General features: G+C 36.1%; 15 protein-coding genes and 2 other annotated features (1 of these 17 running past the window's edge). Of the genes, 13 read left to right on the forward strand and 2 right to left on the reverse strand.

Annotation, left to right across the window (positions count from 1 at the left end; all coding sequences use genetic code 11):
* Nucleotides 1–65: 65 nt before the first annotated feature.
* Nucleotides 66–304, forward strand: a binding site (T-box leader).
* Nucleotides 305–347: 43 nt separating this feature from the next.
* From metG to WD019_RS15570, 5 genes are all read left to right on the forward strand, one after another.
* Entirely contained in the window at nt 348–1,979 is a 1,632-nt protein-coding gene (metG, locus tag WD019_RS15550; protein WP_425712078.1) for a methionine--tRNA ligase, read from the forward strand.
* A gap of 172 nt (nt 1,980–2,151) precedes the next feature.
* Nucleotides 2,152–4,005 carry a TnsD family transposase gene (locus tag WD019_RS15555; RefSeq protein WP_425712116.1) on the forward strand — a complete coding sequence of 618 codons (1,854 nt, stop codon included), beginning with the start codon at nt 2,152–2,154 and terminating at the stop codon, nt 4,003–4,005.
* Nucleotides 3,986–5,518 carry a Tn7-like element transposition protein TnsE gene (locus tag WD019_RS15560; RefSeq protein WP_425712079.1) on the forward strand — a complete coding sequence of 511 codons (1,533 nt, stop codon included), beginning with the start codon at nt 3,986–3,988 and terminating at the stop codon, nt 5,516–5,518. The genes WD019_RS15555 and WD019_RS15560 overlap by 20 nt, the downstream gene beginning before the upstream one ends.
* Nucleotides 5,519–5,554: 36 nt before the next feature.
* Nucleotides 5,555–7,333: an ATP-dependent nuclease gene (locus WD019_RS15565; RefSeq protein WP_425712080.1), complete on the forward strand. Its 1,779-nt coding sequence runs from the start codon at nt 5,555–5,557 to the stop codon at nt 7,331–7,333.
* Nucleotides 7,326–8,942 (forward strand): UvrD-helicase domain-containing protein, encoded by a 1,617-nt coding sequence (locus WD019_RS15570; protein ID WP_425712081.1) that lies wholly within the window; start codon nt 7,326–7,328, stop codon nt 8,940–8,942. Before WD019_RS15565 ends, WD019_RS15570 begins: the two co-directional genes overlap by 8 nt.
* Nucleotides 8,943–9,591: 649 nt before the next feature.
* On the opposite strand, the gene WD019_RS15575 is transcribed toward WD019_RS15570, so the two are convergent.
* On the reverse strand, nt 9,592–10,257 hold the full coding sequence (locus WD019_RS15575; RefSeq protein WP_425712082.1) for a hypothetical protein: 666 nt from the start codon (nt 10,255–10,257) through the stop codon (nt 9,592–9,594).
* A 646-nt stretch (nt 10,258–10,903) separates the two neighbouring features.
* Here WD019_RS15575 and WD019_RS15580 point away from each other — a divergent pair.
* The 5 genes from WD019_RS15580 (at nt 10,904) to WD019_RS15600 (ending at nt 14,848) form a co-directional block, all read left to right on the forward strand.
* The gene (locus WD019_RS15580) at nt 10,904–11,311 is read left to right on the forward strand and encodes a VOC family protein (protein WP_026678239.1); all 408 of its coding nucleotides are present in this window, start codon (nt 10,904–10,906) and stop codon (nt 11,309–11,311) included.
* Nucleotides 11,312–11,659: 348 nt separating this feature from the next.
* On the forward strand, nt 11,660–12,832 hold the full coding sequence (locus WD019_RS15585) for a PucR family transcriptional regulator (RefSeq protein ID WP_425712083.1): 1,173 nt from the start codon (nt 11,660–11,662) through the stop codon (nt 12,830–12,832).
* 91 nt (nt 12,833–12,923) lie between these two features.
* Nucleotides 12,924–13,814, forward strand: coding sequence for a DMT family transporter (locus WD019_RS15590; protein ID WP_425712084.1), 891 nt, complete (start codon nt 12,924–12,926; stop codon nt 13,812–13,814).
* 544 nt (nt 13,815–14,358) lie between these two features.
* Entirely contained in the window at nt 14,359–14,529 is a 171-nt protein-coding gene (locus WD019_RS15595) for a hypothetical protein (RefSeq protein ID WP_425712085.1), read from the forward strand.
* A 22-nt stretch (nt 14,530–14,551) separates the two neighbouring features.
* Nucleotides 14,552–14,848: a type II toxin-antitoxin system PemK/MazF family toxin gene (locus tag WD019_RS15600; RefSeq protein ID WP_425712086.1), complete on the forward strand. Its 297-nt coding sequence runs from the start codon at nt 14,552–14,554 to the stop codon at nt 14,846–14,848.
* A gap of 289 nt (nt 14,849–15,137) precedes the next feature.
* On the opposite strand, the gene WD019_RS15605 is transcribed toward WD019_RS15600, so the two are convergent.
* Entirely contained in the window at nt 15,138–16,292 is a 1,155-nt protein-coding gene (locus WD019_RS15605; RefSeq protein WP_425712087.1) for a glycerate kinase, read from the reverse strand.
* 191 nt (nt 16,293–16,483) lie between these two features.
* On the opposite strand from WD019_RS15605, the gene WD019_RS15610 reads away from it, so the two are divergent.
* The 3 genes from WD019_RS15610 to WD019_RS15620 all read left to right on the forward strand — a co-directional run bounded on the left by WD019_RS15610 (nt 16,484) and on the right by WD019_RS15620 (nt 20,005).
* On the forward strand, nt 16,484–17,110 hold the full coding sequence (locus WD019_RS15610; RefSeq protein WP_425712088.1) for a LysE family translocator: 627 nt from the start codon (nt 16,484–16,486) through the stop codon (nt 17,108–17,110).
* A 122-nt stretch (nt 17,111–17,232) separates the two neighbouring features.
* Nucleotides 17,233–19,464 (forward strand): ATP-dependent helicase, encoded by a 2,232-nt coding sequence (locus tag WD019_RS15615; RefSeq protein WP_425712089.1) that lies wholly within the window; start codon nt 17,233–17,235, stop codon nt 19,462–19,464.
* Entirely contained in the window at nt 19,442–20,005 is a 564-nt protein-coding gene (locus WD019_RS15620) for an NUDIX hydrolase (RefSeq protein WP_425712090.1), read from the forward strand. The genes WD019_RS15615 and WD019_RS15620 overlap by 23 nt, the downstream gene beginning before the upstream one ends.
* A 175-nt stretch (nt 20,006–20,180) precedes the next feature.
* Nucleotides 20,181–20,351 (forward strand) — a binding site (T-box leader); it runs 126 nt beyond the window's last position.

Genomic DNA, 20,351 nt, shown 5'->3' on the forward strand with positions numbered 1-20,351 from the left:
ATCAATATAAGTAAAAATATTATTGTGAAAATTGCAATTTGGTGTTAGCATAGTATTAAATATTGTCAAAAGCGTTGATAAGGAAAGTAGATAAGACGTAGTTTTATAGAGAGCTTCTGATGGTGGAAATGAAGCAAATGAAACTTATCGAAAATGGCCTTTGAGCTTCGTACCGAACTAATAGTAGGCTACGACGAGATGTGCACTCGTTACAACAGCAGCAGTATGAACACGTACTGGCAGAGGCAAATAGTGTGAGCTATTTGTAAAATTAGGTGGTACCACGATAATACTCGTCCTAATCGATACAATCGATTAGGACGTTTTTATTTTGGGAGGGAAATAAAATGAATATCTTAATTGGTGGCGCATGGCCTTATGCAAATGGTTCTTTACATGTAGGACATATTTCAGCACTATTACCTGGGGACATTTTAGCAAGATATTATAGACAAAAAGGTGAACAAGTATTGTATGTATCAGGTAGCGACTGCAATGGAACACCGATTTCAATTAGGGCAAATCAGGAAAACACAACAGTGAAAGCAATAGCAGATAAATATCACACAGAATTTACAAACACGTTTTCACAGCTCGGCTTTTCTTATGATTTCTATACAAGAACAGATGCAGAACATCATCATAAAACAGTTCAACAGATCTTTTTAACGCTACTTGAAAACGGTTATTTGTATAAGAAGAAAATCAACCAAGCCTATTGTAAAAAAGATAGGCAGTTTTTACCCGACCGATTTGTAGAAGGGATTTGTCCGAATTGTGGTGCGAAAGCACGAGGTGATCAATGTGATCATTGTTCTCAAATACTGGACCCTTTAGATTTATTAGAAAAAAGATGTAAGATATGTGGAGAAGAGCCTGAAATACGTGAAACAGAGCATTTCTATTTTTCATTTAGTGCGTTTCAACAGAAATTAGAAAGTTATGTTGCAGTAGCAGAAAACGAAAAACGCTGGCGGGATAATGCGATACAATTAACAAAAAGATATATAAATGAAGGTATACCAGATAGAGCGGTTACACGTGATTTACCAAATGGTATTGATGTACCTGTAAGTGGGTTTGAGGGAAAGAAGATTTATGTCTGGATTGAAGCGGTGGCAGGATATTATACAGCAAGTAAAGAGTGGGGGAGACTCCATAATCAAGACATTACACCTTGGTGGAATGAGCATTCGGTTTCGTATTATGTTCATGGCAAGGATAATATTCCTTTCCATACGGTGATTTGGCCAGCGATTTTGATGGGAATGGGAAATCCAGCACTTCCGAAATATATTATTTCTAATGAATACATTACGTTAGAGAAAAGAAAGATATCGACAAGTCAAAATTGGGCAGTATGGGTACCAGAAATGTTGGAAACGTATCACCCAGATTCTATTCGTTATTTCTTAATAATGAATGCACCTGAAAACCGAGATGCAGATTTTTCTTGGAGGGAATTTATTTATAGTCATAACAGTGAATTACTCGGTGCATTTGGAAACTTTGTGAACCGGACATTAAAGTTTGTAGAAAAGTCATTTGGGGGAAAGGTGGAAAATTACCCTATTGATGAAAGAATACAGCAACAAATTCAATACTTATATAACCATGTAGGGGTGCTTATTGAAGAGGGGCATTTTAAACAAGCATTAGAAGCAATTTTCAAAATAATTCGAGAGGCGAACCGTTACTTTGATGAGCGCAAGCCTTGGGTTTTTGTAAGAGAAAATATAGAGCATACCAAAAAAACAATGACGAATTGTGTTTACATTATTCAAAACTTGGCACAATTGTTACATCCATTTTTACCATTTGCATCTGAAGGTATAGAGAAAATGTTGCAAAAAGAACTTAAATCTTGGAAACCTTTAACTTCCGTACCTGATTGTATTACAAATGTACAACCATTATATGTGAGAATTGATGTAAAAAATATTGAAAAAGAAGTTAAGAAATTGAATTTTAGTATTTAGGATAAGGACACTTTATTTGAAATGATATGGTATCTGAAAGTGTATTAGTAATTTTGCTAATACGCTTTTCTATTTTTATGGAAAAGTGTATGAAAACTTGTTATACTAAACACAATACAGAACAAACGTTCTTATTTTCTGATAGAGATATATTTTAAAGAGGATGATAATGATGCTCCCCTTTTTCACAAACCCATATCCAGATGAGTTGTTGTATTCAGCTATTGCACGTTATCACTTTTATAGCGGTAATCTTGATAATAAAGATACGTTGGAAGAGTTGTTTGGCACTCGTTCTGTGATTCCGAGTATGGAGATTGGTAGCCGCTTTTCAAAGTTGGCAGAGAAGCTTGGTTCCCATTATTCTATCGAAAATCTTTTAGCTAATCATACGATTTATCCTTATTATGCTATATTCCTTTCTAAAGGACGTCAAATAGAAATCCTACAAGACGTTTCTGGGGATGGAAAGGGTCTTTATACAAGATTAGGTATGGTAGCTGGGAGCATATGTAGAAAAGAAGGTCTTTATTATTGTGCAGAATGTGCAAGACAAGATAATGATATATACGGTGAGCCATATATACACCGTGAACATCAACTACAAGGAATAAACTATTGTCCTCACCATGAATTGCCTCTACGAAAATATCAAGTGGCAACAAATAGCAGAATTGAATACATTCGATTTGAATTAAATCAAATGAATCTATCATCCATTTATGAAGCCGATCTATATAAAGAGATTTCTATACAATTATCAAAACAGGCATATAAGTTGTTAAAAGTTCCATTACATCATATTTCAAGAAAAGAAGTCCAGCTAAAATATCGAAAATTATTGCGTGAGAAGCATTTAGTGACAGTTTCCAATCGAATACGTCAACAAGAGTTGTATCAAATGTTTCAAAATAGTTTTCCGAAAGGGTTTTTAGATAAATATGAAAGTGGTCTTGATATTATCGATGAATATAATTGGCTAAATGTAATTACACGTAATGTCAAACGTCATGTTCACCCTTTTCGTCACCTACTCATGCTGTATTTTCTTGAACAAGATGTAGGTGATTTTATTAAACTGAATACCGATGAAGGGCCATTCGGTAGCGGACCATTTCCTTGTTTAAATCGAGCAGCATCGCATTATCAAAAGTTAGTTATTCCAACCGTTGAAGTAACAAGAGATTATAAAACAAAATCTCCAATTGGCACTTTTACATGCTCTTGTGGATTTGTTTATGCAAGAAAAGGTCCCGATCAATCACTAGAAGATCGTTTCCGTATTGGGAGAGTGAAACAATTTGGACACGTTTGGAAAGATAAATTGGAGCAATTAGCGGATAAAGGATTAAGTACAAGATCAATCGCTAAAGAATTAGGTGTGGATTCTAAAACGGTTAAAAGGAATTTATCGGAAGATGTCGAAATAAGTAATATAGTGCCAGCTACTAACCAAGAACTATTTGCTCAGTATAAACAAGACATCGTAGGAATGATAAAGAAATTTCCACAATTATCTCGCACAGCCTTACGAGCAAAATGTGAAAAGCAATATAGTTATTTATACCGTCATGATAAGAAATGGTTAATGGATGCATTGCCTACTAAGCAAAAGAAACATGAACAGACTAGTGTTGTTAATTGGACTAAGCGTGATCATGAGTATGCAGCTAAAATAAAAAAGTTATATAAAGAACTGTTGGAACTAGAAAAACCTGTCCGTATTACAAAGTCTTTAATCGGCAATAAACTAGGCATTTTAGCGAATTTAGAACGGCATTTAGATAAGTTGCCGAAAACAGAAAAGTTACTATCGGATATTACTGAATCTGTTCAACAATTTCAAATCCGTCGCTGTATTAAAGTAATTGACAAAATGTTACTTCAAGAAGGTCAGGTACTTCTTTGGAAGGTGCAAAGGATAGCGGCGGTGAAATCCCATCATTTCCATGAAATCAAGCCATATTTAGAGGACTATCTGCAACAAAAGCTGGATGTGAAGAGAAATGAGCAAACAACTAGTTAAATTGAATAATTGGCCATTTCAAAACGGAGAGAAAGCACAATTAACTTGGATTCATTCTCCTTTTATACATGATAAAAAAATCATGATCTATGCATACTTTAGAGCTAAAGGAAGAACAGAAAAGCTTTTGGCTGATTGGGGTACGTTGCCGGCTTTAGCAATTCAGCATTATTATATGAACGGTGATATTAGCAAAAGTATTGCACCAACAGGAACAGATGAAGTAGAAATAACGATTGATCCGAATAGTGTAAGCTATTTTGAGAAAGAATGGAGTATTTATGGTACGAATGATAAGGATATGTCACGTAGCTTCATTGTTTCTTATAAAAACAAAAAATATATTCTCCCGTTAATCGAAGTTGTACGAAGTATTTTAGCACCTAATCGTTTTTTGCTTTACCGACTTTTTGAAACAAACTCCTTTCCACAATATTTTATTGAGCAGCAAGATGCGAATAAAATACACCTTGATTTTACATCACAGTATCATGGTAAATACACCCAAGACAATTTTCTCTATCAGTTAGTATGGTTACTATCAAATCCGGATTTAAGAAGAGTATTTGAAAACGTAGCCTTTACTTTTATTAATACAGGCATTTTAAAATTTAATTGGTTATTTACACAGCCAATAACAATAAAAGCAATTGTCAAGTCCACCTCTACTGGTGGCACAATCCTTGGAATCACAAATGTAAAGAACAAGCACATTCCATATAATGAAATTTCGTTTACACATCCTGAAATTCTACATACGGAGAAATCAGGAGAAGCGAAAAAGTACACACTACATAGCAAAAGTCGTAATGGTAGTCAGCAAAATGAATTAACACTTGATGAAGAAGTTGAAGGGACAATAGATCAATTTGATCTAATTGAAATGGATAATCAAGTACATGAATATGTAAAGCTACCAAAAGTAACAAAGATCCGTAGAAATTCAAATAAGAAGCGTGACTTTGAGGATGAAAACACAAAGAAACGTTTTGTTGATGATCAAGGGAAGAGATCAACTTCAGATGTCGGTGGAAATAGGGTTGCTAAAGGCTTAGAAACTAAATCGCTATATGATATTCAGGTTCAAGGGGAATTGGGAGAGTTTATTAGAGTTCTGAAGGTATTAGAAAATTATCCGGAAGTACAGTCGATTAATGTAATTCAAGGGAGTTTAAAGGAATTTTCTAGTACCAAAAGGTTTGTTTATTTAAGTGATGGTATGACTGCGAGGAAGTATGTGATTGCTGAGATCAAACTGTTTCCAAATAAAGAAGTCAGCGTGATTGAAGTTGAGCGTGAAGATAGAGCCTTATCGACTTTAATATGTTTTATAAAAAATCAAGCGAATAAAAATTATTATTACCAAATAGTTTTAATGGGATTAATTGATAATCATGGTTCTTGGAATAAGGAACTTTTCCAACAAAATTACATAAGCTTTTTAACTTTAAGACATGGGAAGAAAGATGTTAATCATAGAGCTAGGAGATTATTTGGGAAAATAAGTAATTAGAAGAAGCCTTAATTCTATAAAAGGAGATAAAAAGTTATGAAAATTGAATGGATACGGTTAAAAGGATTTAGAAACTTTGATGATGAGACAATTAATTTTGCTAATCAAACTTTAATTATAGGGGCAAATGATGTTGGGAAAACTAACTTAATATATGCTTTACGTATACTGTTTGATCGAAGTCTAAGCGATAGAGATTTAGATTTATATAATAGTGATTATAATGTTTATACCAAAGCGGATTCTATTGAAATTACAGTAAAACTTGTAGAAGTAAAAGAAGATTGTTTAATAGCTGTATTTAAGGGAGATTTAAATGAGGGAACTGTCTTTATACAATATAAAAATACAAAAAATGGAGAATTCAGTATATTGTCAGGTCCTACAGAAGAAAACTTGGAGGAGAAAAACTCACGTTATTATATTAAGCGTTTAAATATGGAATATGTAAACACCAACAGAAACTTAGAAATGTTTATGAAACGAGAAAAAAATCAAATTCTAGAAGACGCTAAATTACAATTACCAGAAGAACAGGTGAAGTCAGATGAAAAATCGGTAGAAAAGATAAAAAGAGGATTAGAAGTTGTAAATAAAAGAGTTGATCGTTTGAACTATGTACAAAACTCTTTAAGTAAAGTAAATGAAGAATTAAGCTCACTTGCTATACATAATGAAGGTCAAGTATTGAGTTTTAGAAACGCAAATACTGATGTTACTAAAATGTTAGATAATCTTGAATTAACTTACAACACTGAAGAAGGAGCATTGACTTTAGGTGGAGATGGGAGAAATAATCAAATATTTTTAGCTACTTGGGTTACTAAACAAAAAAATATAAGTACTTTAGAAAAAGTAACTTTTTATGCGATAGAGGAACCAGAGGCTCATTTACATCCTCATCAACAAAGAAAATTATCGAGTTATTTATTAGAAAAATTTGATGAACAAGTTTTTATCACTACACATTCACCATATATAGCATCAGAATTTAAACCGGACAAAGTTGTTAAATTAATTACAAAAAACAAATGTACTAAGGCTGCCCAAGGTGGATGTAGTAATAAAATAAAAGTCGATTTTGATGATTTTGGCTACAGGTTAGATGCAATTACCTCAGATGTCTTTTTTGTAAACGCAGCTTTTTTGGTAGAGGGGCCTTCAGAAAAACTTTTTTACACAGCGCTTGCTAAACAATTAGGTATAGATTTAGATAGATTAAACGTATCTATCATATCTGTAAATGGTGTAGGATTTAAACCGTATATAAAAATTTGTTTAGCACTAGAAATACCTTTTGTATTAAGAACTGATAATGATATTTTCAGTAAAACAAAAAATGTTGGCGAAAAAAAAGTTGAATTTTCTTATAACGGTGGTATATCAAGAGTAATGGGAATAATAATAGATTTGTTAAAAACGGAGGAAAATGGTGAATTAATAAGCTATTGGAATGAGCATCTAGCAAAAAATGAATGGTTGAAAGGAACCCAACGTCCGCAAGAAGCAATAGATCTTGCTGACCATATTAGAAGAGAAGTTGAAAAAAACGGTATATATTTGTCCGAAGTAGATTTAGAAAACGACTTGGCGAACAGTAATTTATTTAACTCATTAAAAAGTTTTTATAATACTAGAACGGTTGCAAGTACAGTAAATAAAATGCAAACTGCAAAAGCTGAAAATATGTTGCAATTCTTAAAACAGCACTATACTGATTTAACTTGTTTAGCTGATGATAAGATAACCGAACCGCTCAAACGAATACAAGAATTAGCTGAGAAAGTTATTAAAGGAAATGAGTCTAATGATTAAACCTACAGGTGAACAAATAAAAATTATAGAATCGAAAGGAAATCTAGTTATAACAGCTAAACCAGGTAGTGGTAAAACATATACAATTGTAGAAAAGATAGCTGAAATATCAAATAGTCTGTTAGATTTCCAAGGAGTTATAGCAATTTCTTTTACAAGAAAGGCCAGTCAAGAGTTAGAACAACGTTATAAAAGAAAAAATGTAAAAAACGCCAATCATTTTTTCGGTACTATTGATAAATTCTATATCTCAGAAATTATTATACCTTTTTCGAAACAGTTATTTGGTAAAGGAGAGCCGTTAGAAGTCAAAGATTCATTAGATGATTATCCTCAATATAAGGTCCTGAAAAAGTTAAAAGAAACCAAAAACAGAACTGATAATGAATTGTTACAATTATTGCGGCAATCATTACAAGAAGGGTTGATATTTTTAGAAATTAGTGGTGAAACAGCATTATATATTTTAAACGAAGTACCTCAATGTCTACTATATCTTAAAGCAAGATATACACATATTTTTATAGATGAGTATCAAGACTGTGGTGAAATTCAACACGAAATATTTTTAAAATTAGTTAATCAGGGAATTAAAGGGATAGCTGTGGGGGATCTTGATCAAGCTATTTACGCATTTAGTAATAGGTATTCAAGATTTTTATTATCTTTAATAGGAGCAGATGATTTTACTCATTTAGAAATCACTCGTAATCACAGATGCCATAAATCAATATCGGATTATTCATTAGAATTAATGGGAATTACAAGGGAGAACATAGAAGAAGAAAAGCGAGTATTCAAAGTTAATGTAGAAGGATCGGATGAACAAATAATTAGTGCTATAGAAGATAATCTAGATGAAATAAAAAAGAAGTTTAATTTAAATAAAAATAGTGATTTTGCAATTTTATGTCGAGGAAACGATTCAGCTAGAAGAGCTTCTGAATTTTTAACAATTGAAAATAAACTTTTCGTAGATACACCTTTAGATAAGATTAATGGTAATTGGGCAAATTTATTTAATGATATATTAAATTCTTATTACTTATATAAACTTAATGAACTTACTGTACTTGATTTTGTAATTAAGTATATAGATGAAGAATTATATTATAAAAATTTTAGAAATGGTTTGGAATTAATTAATGAATTATTTAACTTAGATGAAAGTCAACTAGAGCAGAAATTAGAAAAATTTATTAAGATAGCTGAGTTAATCTATCCTGAACAAAAAGATGAGAGAATTGTTCACATGCTAAAAAGAATTTTAAATAATGAAGAAGAACTACATAGTTTCAAACCTGCTACAGAAAATGAAATAAATATTATGACACTTCATAAGTCTAAAGGATTGGAGTTTAAGTGTGTATTTTTAATGGACTTATATAGATGGATATTACCGCCTGAAGGTAATTGGGTATCCGATGAAGATTATATACAAGCATTAAATTTACATTATGTTGGGGTTACAAGGGCAATTGAAGCTTGTTATATTATGCAAGGAACTAAAAGATATAATGCATCTCGTAAAAGATATTTTGATGCTATTGAATCACCTTTTCTATATATAAATAATACACCAAATTTACGTGAGGAATTATATTGGTAATTCAAATAAGTAGATTTATAAATGTATGAGAAGGAAAATGATTTAATATTCTTTATTTATTTTAAGGTTTTAATCAAACTTTTTTATAAATAATGTGTAATACTTCACAAGAAATATACTTATTTTGATCAAACTTTTTTCAAAATGGGTTTATTTCATTTTACGCAATAATGCATGTTAGCAAGATGTTTTTGGTCAAACTTTATTTTAAAGCTACAATAATTGTAAAAACCAATTAAAGTTTACCTAAGAGCCGAGCGAAACGCAGGTATCCACTCCTGTTTTTCCTCGGCTTTTTTCTCTGCTGCCAAAGGGCTGCAAACCTCTAAATGTCTTGATAAATCAAGCTTTCCACTAATTTTTTCTCCGTTATTTTCTCCAATCTAATCCCGAATCCAAGCTCCTGCTTCTGCATTCACGATCAAACTTTAATTGCTTTTTTTGACCCCAATTTACCCTGTTTTTTATGCAAACTTTATTTGCTTCGGAATTGAGATGAAAAGGACGTAGAAAGGCTGGGAAGCCTTGTGGATGTAGAGGTTGGAGGGTGAAGGGAAGAGGGGAGCGGCATGAGCAGGCTTTTTTGCCGTTTACAGTAAAGAAGAAACAAAAAGGCCTCTTCGCTCTTAGGGCGGGAGGCCATCTGCTTTTATTTGCGATCCAGACTGGAGGTGTCTCTGGCCTTCTCTTGCCTGGGGAAGAAGGTATAAGACAGAGAGACGACACCATCAATAATCAGAATCAGCGACCAAATTCTGCTGATGTTATTGACAGTCGTATTATTGGATGGGAAAATTGGTTGCTTTTCTGAGAACCAACGGCTCAGCACATCCGTCAGGTCCTGTGGACTGCTGATTTGGTCGGAGAGGCCGAACAGAAGAACAAAGACGATATGGGCAATCACATAGACAAGCAAATGTTTAAAGAATTGCTTTCTTTCGTGCTGTGCATGTGCTTTTCCATACAGCTTCTTGACGCCTTCCACATCAGGAACAGGCTGTCCTTTCCAGCCCGCCACTTTTCTCTGGATAAACGAATCGAGCCGTTTGAAATCGCTCTTTCCATATGTGAGTGCATACACAATAAACACAACAATCACAGTTTGGTAACTGGAGAACTTTCCTGTTTTCATATAGTCATAGAGGCCCATGATTGCAATCCATAAATCATTTACAATGAACAGGATGAAAAATGCAATGCTTAAACGCTTTAAGCCGAACCAGTAACGCAGCAGCAAAAAGGTTAAAATGGAAACCCAAAAGATGGATTCGGCAATAATAAGAAATAACCACTTATTTTCTAAGATAAAATCCATTTTTATCATCCCCCTTAATCGCCGGGCTGTATATCCAGCCACTTCAAACCAGCTTCCAAATGAAGAAGCTATCCCTCAATTTAAATAAAGCATTCCTTTTATTCTTTTCTGTTGGATCAATGTTGAAACGCAGCCCCTGAAGCTGCAAAATTGTCCGAATAATAGATTCCTTTTGTTGTTTGACTATTTCTTCCAGGATGGAGTACTTGAGCTTTTTGGAGAGCAGCTTAAAATAAAAGTGTTGAGGCTAACCATCTTCTTTATTTTATTAAAAACCATCAGACAGGGCTGAAGGTATAATTATTATACCATTTAATTTCCAAAAAAATATAGGGAATATTGGTAAGGGGACCCATTTTACCGAGAAAAGCTGATGAATATTCAGACGAAAATCAAAATGGATATAAACCACAAACTTTACTAAACTACTTTAAAATTATAGAAGTTCTGGGATTTATCAATCACATCCTACGATTGTTCTCGAACTTAATATATAAAGAGACCTTTAATTGAAAAAGGATAATGTTTAAAAATAAAGGAATTGTTCTAGCAATCGAGAATAAGTCTATAGCTAAAAATATATACGGGATTGCAAAATAACAGGAACATAGGAGGAATGGGAAATGAAAATCAATAGAATAGACATGTGGGTCTCATCGTAAAGGATCTTCCTGCCGCTAAAGCCTTTTTTCTTGACCTTGGACTTGAAGTGTTAGGGGAAGCAGAAGTGAAAGGAGAGTGGGTGGAACGGATACTCGGACTGAATGATGTTAGAGGGACGGTTGTAATGTTCGGGATGCCAGACGGCCAGGCAACTTTGGAGCTGGTCAAATTCCATACGCATGAAGAAGACATTCAGCAATCTTTTGCAAATACCTTGAGTATCCAGCATATTGCCTTTGCTGTTGAAGATATTGAAGCCATTGTTGCCAAATTGAAAAAGAAAGGCGCAGAACTTTTTGGTGAGATACAAAACTACGAAAATACTTATAAATTATGCTACGTTCGTGGTCCAGAAGGAATTATTTTAGAGCTGGCGGAGAAAATCAAATAACGATTGAAGCGAACTTTGTAAACAAACGGGACGCTATGATGGAGCAAGACAAGCAGGAAATGATCCAACTTTTAAAAAAGCTGAAACTTTGCTCTGTTTGATAAGAATCCATTTTGATCAATCTTTTTTCAAAATGGATTCTTTTTGTTCTGTAGAAGCATACAAGCTATATAAGTGGACCTATACATGAATCTATAAAAAATACCCATTACTATATTTAAATTAAGAATAATGTACGTAGGCTTCTCTTTATTCAACTAACGGCGGCAGATAAGCTCAAGAAGGTATGTTTTAGTAAATAAATGGTTTATAATCAGGTTATCTAAGTTATGAATAAGGATGATTTTTATGATGACCGTAAAGGACTTATTTCAATTGTCCGTTACAAAGAACTTTTCGGTTGTTGCAGGCGAAAATGGACTAAATAAAATCATTTCAAGTGTTGGAATTTTAGACTTTGAATATAGTAACGGTATTGAGCCAGTGAGAGAAACTGCTTTTAGTCCTCATAGTCTTGTACTCAGCAGCTTATTATTTGCTTTCCAAAAACCGGAACTTTTAATCGAGACAATAAGAGAGCTCATTAAGTTAAAGGTGAGTGCCTTAGCCTATAAGCCGGTTATTTTTCGAGAATTGCCGGACGAGGTTCTGCATTTCGCAAATGAGCAAGATTTTCCGATATTACGTTTCGGTGGAGACGAATATTTTGAGGAAATTATTTTTGAAGTGATGAATTCAATTAAAAGCAGGGAAAATGACCTCTTTTTGCAAAATATGATGCGATGCTTGATCGAAGACGAAGTATCAGAGCTACAACTACAGTCCTTTTTACAACAGATGAATAAACCATTTGAGAAATACGTGTTTGCCGCCAATATTCGAATGATGCAATCAGAGAACCCTCAATGGATGGACCCCTTTCTTCAATTCCAGTCATTTTTGAAGTCAGGCATCGTCTGCACTTATAAAAACAGTATTCTGATCATATTGACGGACAAATCTGAGCGGCTCCAATTTGCCAAACTACTAAACGAATGGATGAACCTATATGGAATTCCAACCGATGAACTGACAATTGGCTATGGTCAAGTCCACCAGACACATACGGAACTTCATCTAGCTGTCAGAGAAGCGTATTATGCCCGGATAATGGCCAACATTGAAACAAAGCCTGTTTGTCACTACGCGGATCTGGCATCAGAACGTCTGCTTATAGAGCTCTACCGAAAGGATGCACAATTCGCGAGCAGGTATGTGAAAGAATACTTGGGACCTCTTCTAACTGAAAAAATAGATAAGGATTTGCTACAAACCGCAGTTACATTTGTGTTAAAGAAAGGCAATGTGAAGGAAGTAGCGGACGCACATTATTGTCATCCCAATACTATCCGCTATCGCATGGCGAAAATACGTCAATTAATAGAGCCTTTTGGTAACGAGTTTGTTTTTTATGAGAATCTATCCACGGCGGTAAAATTGTACTTACTTCATAAATTGATCGAGCAAACCTCTTTGGAATGAATACAAAAATAAGCTGAAAATTTTAGAATCACTATCAAATTATTGTTTTTTCTCTTGTGGTATTCTTGGTTTTAGTCAAGGAGGGAAAGAGATGAAACAATATATAGGTGATGGAATGTTGTTGGTGACAGCGATTATTTGGGGAAGCGGATTTGTTGTAACTGATATTGCATTGCAATATTTAACCCCCTATCAGGTAATGGCGGGAAGGTTTGTACTGGCTACACTTTTACTTACAATGCTATTTGGATTCAAACTCAAAACCCTTACCAAATCCGTTGTGTGGAAAGGAGCCATACTTGGCACGTTTTTATTTCTGGGTTTCGTTTTACAAACGGTTGGCTTGCAGTATACCACACCTTCTAAGAATGCATTTTTAACTGCCGTCAATGTGGTGATTGTACCGATTATTGCTTACCTGCTGTATAAGCGAAGAATTGATCGATATGAAATGGCCGGTTCCGTCATTGCCCTGGCAGGAATTGGCTTGTTATCCATTGAGAGTTCCATGACTGTAAACATAGGTGATCTATTATCGCTTGCGTGTGCAGTAGCTTTTGCCTTCGATATTTTTTATACAAATCGTTTTGCAAAAAAGGAAGACCCTATATCACTGACTATCGTACAATTCATAACGGCTTCCCTTTTAAGTGTAGTGGCTGTCCTGATTAAAGGAGATATACCAACATCATTGGCAAGTGAAGGAGTTTATTCGATTTTGTATTTAGCCGTCTTTTCAACGACGATTGCCTATCTTTTTCAAAATAAAGCTCATCAATATACTACAGCTACAAAAGCAGCCATTATTTTATCTACGGAATCTTTTTTCGGGATGCTGTTATCTGTTTTATTTTTACACGAAGTATTGACCGGACGTATGGTTACGGGGGCGGTATTCATTATGATCGCCATCTTGATTGCTGAACTGAAGCCATTCTTCAAGAAAAACCAACCTGTTAAAAATGTACGTGAGAGCAGTTAATTATAGCAATCGGCTCGTAAGTAACCCTTCATTTTGATCCTTACCTGTGCACATTGTAAAGGGTTGTATTTAAACAACCAGGTGCGTTAGTTTAAGTAAAAGTAATAGTAAACGACTTTTTTGTATAGAATATTTGTTTCATTGAAAAAGGTTATTTACTACGGCTGTTGCCCTGAGTTACTCAGGGTAACAGCTTTTTTCAATTATTACAGTATAAAAATGTTTTTCACTTTATATATTGAAGGTAGTATAAGTAATAATAAGAGATAAGAGGTGACACGAAATACACATTCTGGACTTAAAAAGGAATTTTTAACATGAATAGCGAAATGATGATTTAAAGATTTTTATTGCAGGAGTTGAGAAAAATTAATGTTTCAATTCGATCCCTTTATAGGAAGTTAATTGGTCTGACGCAAGCGGCCGCAATTCTTCAATAATCTTTCTTTATGTTTAAAGTACTTACTTTAAGAACCGACTGGCAGATCCTTTTAAGCAGGGATATAAGCTATAATAAGGGTAGTATGATATGGAGGTTTATAACATGTCTATTGCAGATAAAATCATCAGAGAACTTGATAAGTTAGATGAAAAAGAGCGACAAAAGGTGCTAAAAAAAATTAAAGATAAGTATATGTCCAATGAGGTTATTTTATTGGGCGAAAATTATGCCTGGTGGGATAATGAGGAGGATGACATATACAATGAAAAGTAAGGTGAAACAGGGTAAAGTTTAGTTGGCAGACGTAGTTTTTAAAAGCACACCCCAATGCAAGCAACGCCCTGTTATTATTGTAGGCAATGAACTAGCATTAGATGTTGATGTAATTATTTCCCCTGTTACAAGCCAACCGCGAAGAAATGAATTTGACGTCGTTTTAGAATACTGGAAAGAGGCTGGTTTGTTAAAGCCATCTGTAGCTCGTACCTCTAAAATTATTTCAATCCATGGATCCGAACTAAAACGTAAATTAGGTCAACTTGATAATCATGATCTTCAAAGAGTATTACATATGTGTAGAAATTTATTTTAGCAGTCGAAATTACAAAAAGTATTTGTTTTGACTTTTTCGCCCTTTAAAGGCTTACTTCAATTTAAAGATATTACATATTAAAAAATCCCAATCTTTCAAAACCATTAACGAAAAATTGGGATTTATTTATTTTACAAATTGCGTTTTTATACCGGAAAGGTCATTCGAATGGGAAAACATTATTTTAACTTAATGCATCTTTTTGAAGGCTCTTTAAGTGTCAAAAGAACTTATCCGACTGATTATTCTTTAGTTTAAATTTTTTGTACTGATGATAAAATCTGTATTCTCACATTTTGGCATTTGATTGAACCGCTTTAAGCAACCGAAATAATTGTGTTGTAGTTGATCTTAAATTGTTAAATGTAACCGCTGGATCCATCGCTTCTTCCAGTGCCATGGGACGATTGGTGATCGAAAAAAAGGAAGTAATGCCGAGTTCATTTAATCGATCAGCCTCTTCAGTTATACAGCCTGCCAGTGCAATGACAGGAATTTTATGCTTATGGGCAAGTTTGGCTACTCCAAGAGGGGCTTTTCCCATGGATGTTTGGCCGTCCAGCTTTCCTTCCCCTGTAATCACTAAATCGGCCCCGTGCATCTTTCTTTCCATCCCGATTATTTCTAATACTAATTCGATCCCTGACTGGAGCCTGGCATCTAACAATCCAGCAAATGCAGCTCCAAGCCCGCCGGCAGCCCCAGCACCGTCGATGTTATGAATATCTTTCCCGAGCTCCTGGCGAACAATCCGGGTAAAGGTTTCAAGCCCTTTATCCAGCTCTTTGATCATCTCTGGAGTCGCTCCTTTTTGCGGGCCGAAAATAAAAGCCGCGCCGTTTGGGCCATAAAGAGGGTTGTTTACATCACAAGCTACTTTAAATGTACAAGCTTTCAACTCAGGGATTACATGCTTTGTATCAATTTTTCGAATATCCCGTAAGCCTTGTCCTCCCGGGGAGACTTCTTCATTGAGCTGAGTTAAGAAGCTAAAGCCCAGCGCTTGTAGCATCCCCACACCTGCATCATTTGTAGCACTACCGCCGAGTCCGATGACAAATTCCCGGCAACCTTTATTTATCGCATCCCTAATCAGTTCACCTACACCATATGTAGTTGTAATCAATGGATTGCGCTTGTTCAAAGGAACAAGAGGTAAACCACATGCAGCTGCTGCTTCAATAACCGCCGTTTTTTTATCTCCTAGAATACCGTATACAGCATCGACTTTTTCATTTAATGGTCCAGTTACTTCTTTATGGATAAACTGCCCTTCAGTCGCCTGGACGAGCGCTTCCACAGTACCTTCCCCGCCATCCGCTAAAGGGAGAGCCACAATCTCGGCTTCATGATCAACATCCCATATTCCTAAAGAAATAGCTTCACTAGCATCTATAGAAGAAATACTTCCTTTAAATGAATCTATTGCTATTAAAATCTTCATGTTAGTAGCCCCCTTATCCGGAATACCTTCCTGCATCCGATTTTTATAAAAGAATATCATAAATCGATCCATATTCCGAATTCTCGCAAAAATTCGCCGGCCATTTAAAGGCAGGTAGTTGCCGTAAAACGGTGTATGTTAAAATAAGCTCATTAAACATCCAGAAAAATAAATGAATAGGAGGGAATGATTTGTTCACGTTATCTACTTTGAGTACATTTGTGCTTATCGTATTAGGGCTATTTTTAATCCCGGGCCCGGCTGTGCTCCTTACCGTCACTCGTACTGTTCAGAGCGGGCGCAAAGCGGGCGTCATGGCCAGCCTCGGAATCGCGACCGGAGATTTCATTCATACCTTATTTGCAGCAGTGGGACTTTCTGCCATTTTGATGACTTCCGCGCTCGCTTTCAATGTTGTAAAGTTTGTAGGGGCAGCCTACTTGCTTTATTTAGGAATTCGAGCTCTTTTGGAAAAGCCGAAAACCCCCGAGCTGCCAGAGGTTGCTCCGGTGACAAATGCAAGCTCTTACGGCCAGGCGATTTTAGTTGAAGTTTTAAACCCGAAAACCGCCCTTTTCTTTCTATCGTTTTTGCCGCAGTTCGTACATCCACAACAAGGGTCATCCTTTTTTCAATTCCTGGTCCTTGGCTTAATTTTTGCGGTGCTTGGCGCGTTCTACACAACGATGATTGCAATGAGCGTTCGCCTGCTCGGGCGGATGATCAAGCGGATTTCCTGGCTTGGCCGATGGAGCGGCAAGATTGTAGGGGCGATCTATATTGGATTAGGATTGAAAGTAGCCATTCAGAGCCGATGAAGGGTTTGTACAAAAGGAATGAGCGATGAAGAGGTTTGCTCTAACGTAATATGGAGATACTAAATCTAGTAAACAAGCACGAACGAGAACGACGTGTCCCGATTGAATGGAAGGAAGTGGCTATGAAGACAAAGGTAGATTTTTTTACTCGAAAGAAAATAGAATCGGGCATTTCTTTAAACGACATTCAATTACAAGCAGTGAGGCATACGGAAGGACCGCTGCTTTTACTGGCGTCGCCAGGATCGGGAAAAACGACGACCATCATTATGAGGATCGGCTATTTGATCGAAGAAAAGGGCATCGATCCTGCAAGAATCAAGGCGGTGACTTTTAGCCGGGCATCAGCCAATGATATGAAGGAACGCTTCAAACGTTTATTTCCGGACCTTCCTCCGGTTGATTTTTCAACGATTCATAGTTTTGCATTTGAAGTTGTGCGGGATTTTTTTCGGAAGAGGGGAATACCTTATCAGATTATTGAGGGGAACATCGGCTTCGAAGGGAAAGAAGCCTTTGATCCGAATCATCCGCCGCTCCATAAAAAGATCATCTTGAGAAATATGTTCCAATCAATTGTCGGGGAAAACATAACCGAAGATCAAATGGAGGAGCTCTTAACCTATATTAGTTTTATTAAAAACAAAATGATTCCGAAAGGCGAATGGCCATCAGTTAAAGTGAATGTTCCGAAAGCCGGACAGATCTTAAGAGAGTATGAGGCATTCAAGAAATCCGGTACGAACAAGTTGCTGCTTGATTATGATGATATGCTGGCGGTTGCTCAACAGGCATTAAAACAGGACAAGGAGCTTCTTCGAAAGTATCAGGACCGTTACGATTATGTGCTCACGGACGAAAGCCAGGATACGTCATTGGTGCAACATGCCATCATCGAAAAGCTTGTTCAAAACCACGGGAATCTTTGCGTAGTCGGAGACGATGACCAATCCATTTATAGCTGGCGGGGAGCGGAGCCAACCTATTTATTAAACTTTAAAAACGTATACCCAAAAGCGGTCATATTGTTCATGGAGCAAAACTATCGGTCGTCAAGGGATATCGTGGATGTCGCCAATCAATTCATCAAACGAAATAAAAATCGGTACAACAAGAACATGTTTACAAAAAATGCTTCACATCAGCCGATCGAAACTAAAAGATTTGCTGAGTATAACGATCAGACAACATATCTTGTCCAAGAAATAAAAAAGGTCGAAAATCTCTCTGAAGTAGCCGTTTTGTATCGGAATAACTCCTCTTCCATTGCTTTAATTAATGCGTTTGATCGTGCAGGAATTCCGTTCTATATAAAGGATAGTGACAATCGCTTTTTTTCGCACTGGGTCGTTGAAGATGTTTTGAATTTCATGCGGATGAGTTATACAGATAAGCGGCCTGGCATTCTGGAAAAAATCCATTTAAAATTCAATGGGTACATTAGTAAAAAACAGATGGCGCAAGTGATGGGAATAAATAATAACGAATCTGTTTTTGATAATTTGCTCAACTATGTTCAGTTGCAAGACTATCAAGTAAAGCAGTTGAAAGAGAGCAAGGAAACGTTTCGGAAAATGAGAGGGAAAGAGCCGCAAGATGCAATCCGCATTATTCGAAAGCGGTTAGGCTATGAAAAGGCGCTTCAGAAAATGTGTGACCGCCTCGGTTTCCGCAAAGAATACGTATTTGGCATCTTAAACACATTAGAAGAGATTGCGGTCGGACTAAAGACGATGGAAGAGTTTGCAGGGCGACTTAAACATCTCGAGACCGTTTTAAAGACATCTAAATTCAAAAAAGGGCAAAATGCCGTGACGCTCTCTACTTTTCATAGTGCAAAGGGGCTGGAGTTTGAGCGGGTATATATGATTGATCTAATCGATGGTATAATTCCTTCAGCCGATGACTGCCTCTCGGCGGATGACAATGCTCTTGAAGAAGCCGCCCGCTTATTTTACGTGGGAATGACACGGGCGAAAAGGCATCTGGAACTTCTCAATTATAAGAAAAAAGATGGCGAGAGAGTTAAGCCATCTCCGTTTGTTTCACATGTTCGACGGATAATGAATCCGCCGACGGACAGCAATGATCGAAACAGGAAAGTAGTGAAAGCAGGAAGCACATTCATTCCGTACAACCCGAATGCGCTCAAGGATCCGGGGCAATTGGCGGCCGGAAAGGTCATTAAACACCGGGTCTTTGGGCATGGAGAAATTATACGATTTGATGAAGAATTTATTGAAATACAGTTTCAGAAAGAGGTTAAAAAGCTCGCAGTCAAGACGTGTATTGAAATGGGACTGCTAGAGCTAAGTGAAAGTAGGGAAAAAGATGAATTGGATCGAACAGATTAAAAATTATTCAGCCTTTAATGAACAAGAACAAAAAGATAAAGAAATTATGCTGAAATGTCTGGACCAGTTTGATGATGTTCTCACGAGAAATAACGACATCGTGCATATCACAAGTTCGGCGTTTGTCGTCAATAAAAATAGAGATAAAGTGTTGATGGTTCATCATAATATTTATAACTCGTGGTCCTGGACAGGCGGTCATGCAGATGGGGATGAAGATTTATTGCATGTCGCCATAAAAGAAGTAAAAGAAGAGACAGGAGTAGAAACGATTCGGCCTGTGATTGATGACATCTTTTCTTTAGATATTTTGCCTGTCGTAGGACATGAGAAAAGAGGGAAGTATGTAGCGCCGCATTTGCATCTTTCCGTTGCCTACTTACTAGAGGGCGACGAGAATGAACAGCTTGCCATCAAGCCCGATGAGAACAGCGGCGTCCAATGGATCCCGTTTGAAGAAATCGACGCGTATTCAAATGAACCTCACATGAAGGCGGTTTATAAAAAAATCATAGCTAAAATTAATGCGTTATCGATATAGTCTGCCTGTGAATATTCGATAAGGAGTGCCGCCACATGAGGATCAAGCTGGCATGTGGCGGTATTCCTTTTATTGTTCGCTGCATAACAAATCATTCATTAACTATGTATAAAATAGTTTTTATTTTCCATATTGACAATTATTCAAACGTATTATAATATTCTGAATAAATATCCTAAAGGCGATGATGAGGGAAAGTAGGATCGGGTATTTTTTTAAAGAGAGCTTCGGGAGCTGAAAAGAAGCAAAAAATCCGGATTTGAACAATGGCCTCTGAGCTTCGTGCTGAACGTGCCTTGTTGGTTAGGCATCAGTAGGTTCCGACGAGATTTGGTACTCGTTAACC

Source organism: Fictibacillus sp. Mic-4 (genome assembly GCF_049843615.1).
Taxonomy (GTDB): domain Bacteria; phylum Bacillota; class Bacilli; order Bacillales; family Fictibacillaceae; genus Fictibacillus_A; species Fictibacillus_A gelatini.

What these genes read in the sequence shown, in the direction of transcription:
- metG (WP_425712078.1), top strand. Translation starts at nt 348, where the DNA reads ATGAATATCTTAATTGGTGGCGCATGGCCTTATGCAAATGGTTCTTTA.
- WD019_RS15555 (WP_425712116.1), top strand. Translation starts at nt 2,152, where the DNA reads ATGCTCCCCTTTTTCACAAACCCATATCCAGATGAGTTGTTGTATTCA.
- WD019_RS15560 (WP_425712079.1), top strand. Translation starts at nt 3,986, where the DNA reads ATGAGCAAACAACTAGTTAAATTGAATAATTGGCCATTTCAAAACGGA.
- WD019_RS15565 (WP_425712080.1), top strand. Translation starts at nt 5,555, where the DNA reads ATGAAAATTGAATGGATACGGTTAAAAGGATTTAGAAACTTTGATGAT.
- WD019_RS15570 (WP_425712081.1), top strand. Translation starts at nt 7,326, where the DNA reads ATGATTAAACCTACAGGTGAACAAATAAAAATTATAGAATCGAAAGGA.
- WD019_RS15575 (WP_425712082.1), bottom strand. Translation starts at nt 10,257, where the DNA reads ATGGATTTTATCTTAGAAAATAAGTGGTTATTTCTTATTATTGCCGAA.
- WD019_RS15585 (WP_425712083.1), top strand. Translation starts at nt 11,660, where the DNA reads ATGATGACCGTAAAGGACTTATTTCAATTGTCCGTTACAAAGAACTTT.
- WD019_RS15590 (WP_425712084.1), top strand. Translation starts at nt 12,924, where the DNA reads ATGAAACAATATATAGGTGATGGAATGTTGTTGGTGACAGCGATTATT.
- WD019_RS15595 (WP_425712085.1), top strand. Translation starts at nt 14,359, where the DNA reads ATGTCTATTGCAGATAAAATCATCAGAGAACTTGATAAGTTAGATGAA.
- WD019_RS15605 (WP_425712087.1), bottom strand. Translation starts at nt 16,292, where the DNA reads ATGAAGATTTTAATAGCAATAGATTCATTTAAAGGAAGTATTTCTTCT.
- WD019_RS15615 (WP_425712089.1), top strand. Translation starts at nt 17,233, where the DNA reads ATGAAGACAAAGGTAGATTTTTTTACTCGAAAGAAAATAGAATCGGGC.
- WD019_RS15620 (WP_425712090.1), top strand. Translation starts at nt 19,442, where the DNA reads ATGAATTGGATCGAACAGATTAAAAATTATTCAGCCTTTAATGAACAA.